Below are 4,152 nucleotides of genomic sequence, written 5' to 3' on the forward strand. Positions count from 1 at the left end.
ACCCGTAATGTGGAAGTTACCGAATCCGATAAGCGCCGGTATTGCATAAACGACGAGGAAATATTGACCCTGGCCAGGTATGCAGTCACCATAGAGGATTATTATTCCCGCAAGGCAGGCAAGCCCATGCCCATGGATATAGAATGGGCCAAAGATGGCATAACAGGCGAGCTCTTCATAGTGCAGGCCAGGCCGGAAACAGTACAGGCCCACAGGTCGCGGGATGTCCTGGAAACATATTATCTGGATGAGCGCGGTCAGGTACTTGTAGAAGGCAGGAGCGTGGGAGGCAAGATAGCTGCCGGCAAAGCCCGTGTCATTACTGACGTCTCGCAACTGCCACAGTTTATCCCGGGTGAGGTCCTGGTGGCCGATACCACGACCCCTGACTGGGAACCGATCATGAAGACAGCTGCTGCTATCGTCACCAACAAAGGTGGCAGGACATGCCATGCAGCCATTGTAAGCCGGGAGCTAGGCATCCCTGCAGTGGTGGGTGCAGAGGACGCAACCGAACACCTGGTCAACGGCACTGAAGCAACTGTAAGCTGTGCAGAGGGGGATGTAGGCCGTGTATATGCAGGCATCCTGCCTTTCCATGTGGAAACCGTTGATCTTAAAGGCCTCAAACGCCCCCGTACTGAAATTATGATGAACCTTGGCAATCCTGAAGAGGCTTTTTCCCTTTCCATGATCCCGAACGACGGTATCGGGCTGGCACGGCTGGAGTTCATAATCACGAGCTATATCAAGGTGCATCCCATGGCTCTGGTGCACCCTGAAAAAGTAAAAGATGAAAACACTCTTTCCCTCATCAGACAACTGGCCAGGGGCTATGTCAACATGGCCGATCACTTTGTTGAAAAGCTGGCCCAGGGAGTGGGTACCATAGCTGCGGCCTTCTATCCTAAACCGGTAGTAGTGCGCATGAGCGATCTCAAGTCCAATGAATACGCAAGCCTCCTGGGTGGCAAATATTTCGAGATGGAAGAAAGCAATCCCATGCTAGGGTTCAGAGGGGCTTCCCGATACTATGATGACAGGTATCGCGAAGGCTTTGCCTTAGAATGCCAGGCCATGAAGAAAGTAAGGGATGAGATGGGACTAAAGAATCTCATCCTGATGATACCCTTCTGCCGCCGGGTGGAAGAAGCAGAACAGGTTCTCGCAGAAATGGAGAGGAATGGCCTTAAGAGAGGAGAGAACGGTCTGCAGGTCTATGTGATGTGCGAGATACCGAACAATATCCTGCTCGTGGACGAGTTCAGCAAGTATTTCGATGGTTTCTCCATAGGCTCCAATGATCTTACCCAGCTTACCCTGGGAGTTGACAGGGATTCTGAGATCCTTGCTTCCTCCTTCGATGAAAGGGATCCAGGTGTCATGAAAATGGTCTCAATGGCTATACAGGGAGCTAAGCGCAATGGGAAGCACAGCGGACTATGTGGTCAGGCACCCAGCGATTATCCGGAATTTGCGGAGTTCCTTGTAAAGGAAGGCATAGATTCAATATCCCTGAATCCCGATTCTGTCATGAAGATCACTATAAAGGTACTCGAAACTGAGGAAAAAGGCCTATAAGCCGCGTTCATGAGGACCGCAGTGGTTCTGCGTTCCTGTGTTTCCATTTCACTGCAATCATTATCAGTCAAATTATTTCAGGTTAACTGTTACTATTTTATACTATTCGAACATAATGCCCTTTATGGAACGCTCCATAAAAATGATCATGGCACTTCTGTTATTGGCCGCGCTTGCAGTCGTGCTGGTCCATGCTCTGTTGCCATATACCAATGCATTTTTGGGAGCTTTCATACTTTACGTCCTGCTGCGTCCTGTATATCATCTTATGGTCAGAAGAGGGCATTTACCAAAAGGCTTTTCGGCCCTTTTGTCGATTGCTCTATCCTTCCTTCTTATATTGGTGCCTATGTATTTCCTTATCTCAACTATAGCAATGGAATTACAAAATGCCTTGGAGTATGCAAGCGCTATTCCTGTGTATGCCGAATCTGTGCGTATTTTTCTGGAGGGCCTGCATCTTGAACAGTTGCCAGTGAACCTGGATATAAAGACAAAGGTTGTGGAACTTGTTTCCTCCATTGCCAATTATGGCAGCGGGGTATTGCTCAGTGCAGTGCAAAGCCTGGGGCAGCGTGCTATAGAGTTCACTATAATGTTCTTCCTTTTATACTACCTGCTGACAGGAGAAGATTCGGATTTTGCGAAGAGCCTCTATTCAGCTATTCCCTTTAACAGGGAAAACTCTGACAAATTACTGGATGAGTTCAGGGTTGTTGTTAAGACAACTCTTGTTTCATCTCTTATCATTGCCATAATACAGGGCGGGATACTTACGATCGCTTTTCTTCTCATGGGTATACAGGGCGCGATACTGTGGGGTACGGTAGCAGCGGTCTTTTCTTTTCTCCCTCTGGTAGGTGCGACCATTGTATGGTTCCCTGCGGTCATTATCCAGCTGTTGCAGCATGATTATTTTGTTGCGCTCGGCATCCTGTTCACAGGGATCGTCATAAGCACCATGGATAACTTCGTAAGGCCGTTCATCCAGAAACAGCTTGGTTCCATCCATCCCATGATATCCCTGCTGGGGATTATCATAGGCATCAATCTGTTCGGCCTCATAGGCCTTATAGTGGGACCCCTTTTACTATCTTATTTCCTGCTGGTTGTCAGGATGTTCCATGAAGAATATATTGTCAATAATAATTAGACACGTTTAATATAATCTCTAAAAGTGTTCATCAGGAATTTAGTATCCACTTCTCCACTCTTCTTTCTTGCTGCAATATCCTGGATGATACCCTGGTAATGGGTCACAATTTCTGCATTGTTATGCTGATGAACGTCTGCTCTTCGTGGGTGAGCATCCACTTCCCATGAACTTTACCTGAAGATCCTTGTTGTATCTTCATCCTCCTTTCTGTAGTATAAAGAACACATATCCATATTCATCCTTATATTTTTGGAATATCTCTATTTCCTTTCTCGAAAAAGTAATTATAGATTCGGCTTCAGTATCGCCTTTGAACTTTCCTTCTATCTCATCAAGCCTTTTCTCAAAATGAGCATAATAATCATCCCACCAGGCAGATGCCGGCAGTTTGAACCTGTCGATGATCTTGTAGCCTGCAGCCTCTATCATCTGCTCATTTCCGAGAATTGTCTTTATGGCAGGATAACATTCCTTCCAGAATTGCAGCACTTCAGCCGAAGGTTTATCGGTAAACCAGGCTGCTTCAGTCAGCGCTATGAACCCTCCGTCCTTCAGGAAGCGTTGCCAGTAGGCAAGTCCCTTTTCAAAACCCATGACAAAGATCGCACCTTCTGACCATATTATATCGAACTCGCCATCTTCAAAAGGCAGATCGTCCATAGAGGCACATACTGTTGATATCCGGTTTGCAAGTCCCATTGCAGCAGCCTTCTGAATCAGATCGTCAAGATAGGGCTGGTAAATATCAGTTGCCGTTATGTGGCAGTTGCCGCATATCTTTGCAATATGCAGGGTCTGCATTCCTACGCCACAGCCGATGTCCAGTATTCTGGCACCCGGAATGGAAGGGATCGACCTGAAGGCTTTTTCAGTGCATTCATTACTGCCCGGACCCTGACGCGGCAGGCCATCAAATATCTCAAAAATTGCAGATCTGCTCATAAAAAGGGACATGCCGATAATAAATTAAATTTTTTTTGGTACCGGGCATATCTCAAATTGGGTTTTAAATTCTTCTGCCACAAATTATTTATGATTAGCAGGAACAGAATTCTTTATGTACATGCATTCTCTTCCAAAAAATTCTGATTTTGCTGACAAGGCAACAATTCCGGGATGGGATGAAGAACTTGAATCGGCTTTTTCTGTCTACAAAGATCCATACATAGCCGGGAGGGTTGTGTCAAGACATAAAACCAACTGGGAAGTTCTCATTTCAGGCAACATCATCAAAGCCGGATTATCCGGTGCACTTTTACGAATCGGTAAACAGCCGGTAGTGGGCGATTTTGTTGTTTTGCTTAACCAGGAAGAGATTAATTCTTATATAATAGTCAATGTCTTACCCCGAAAAACATGTCTTTCAAGAGGCTCTGCAGGCGACAACAATGAAGAGCAGGTAATTGCTGCAAATA

At 46.2% G+C, this 4,152-nt stretch carries 3 protein-coding genes and 1 pseudogene; 3 read left to right on the forward strand and 1 reads right to left on the reverse strand.

Annotated elements, in window-relative coordinates:
* Together ppsA and A4E24_RS06755 are read left to right on the forward strand one after the other, a co-directional pair.
* Nucleotides 1–1,581: phosphoenolpyruvate synthase (gene ppsA, locus A4E24_RS06750; RefSeq protein WP_292352524.1), on the forward strand; the 1,581-nt coding region annotated here is incomplete at its 5' end.
* Nucleotides 1,582–1,705: 124 nt separating this feature from the next.
* A complete protein-coding gene (locus A4E24_RS06755) occupies nucleotides 1,706–2,734 on the forward strand; it encodes an AI-2E family transporter (RefSeq protein ID WP_292352525.1) in 1,029 nt (342 codons plus the stop codon).
* Between the two features lie 198 nt (nucleotides 2,735–2,932).
* On the opposite strand, the gene A4E24_RS06760 is transcribed toward A4E24_RS06755, so the two are convergent.
* Nucleotides 2,933–3,679, reverse strand: coding sequence for a class I SAM-dependent methyltransferase (locus A4E24_RS06760; protein ID WP_292352526.1), 747 nt, complete (start codon nucleotides 3,677–3,679; stop codon nucleotides 2,933–2,935).
* A gap of 115 nt (nucleotides 3,680–3,794) precedes the next feature.
* On the opposite strand from A4E24_RS06760, the pseudogene A4E24_RS06765 reads away from it, so the two are divergent.
* A pseudogene (locus A4E24_RS06765) lies at nucleotides 3,795–4,152 on the forward strand (ribosome small subunit-dependent GTPase); the annotation flags it as partial.

Source organism: Methanomethylovorans sp. PtaU1.Bin093, from assembly GCF_002067275.1.
Classification (GTDB): Archaea; Halobacteriota; Methanosarcinia; order Methanosarcinales; family Methanosarcinaceae; genus Methanomethylovorans.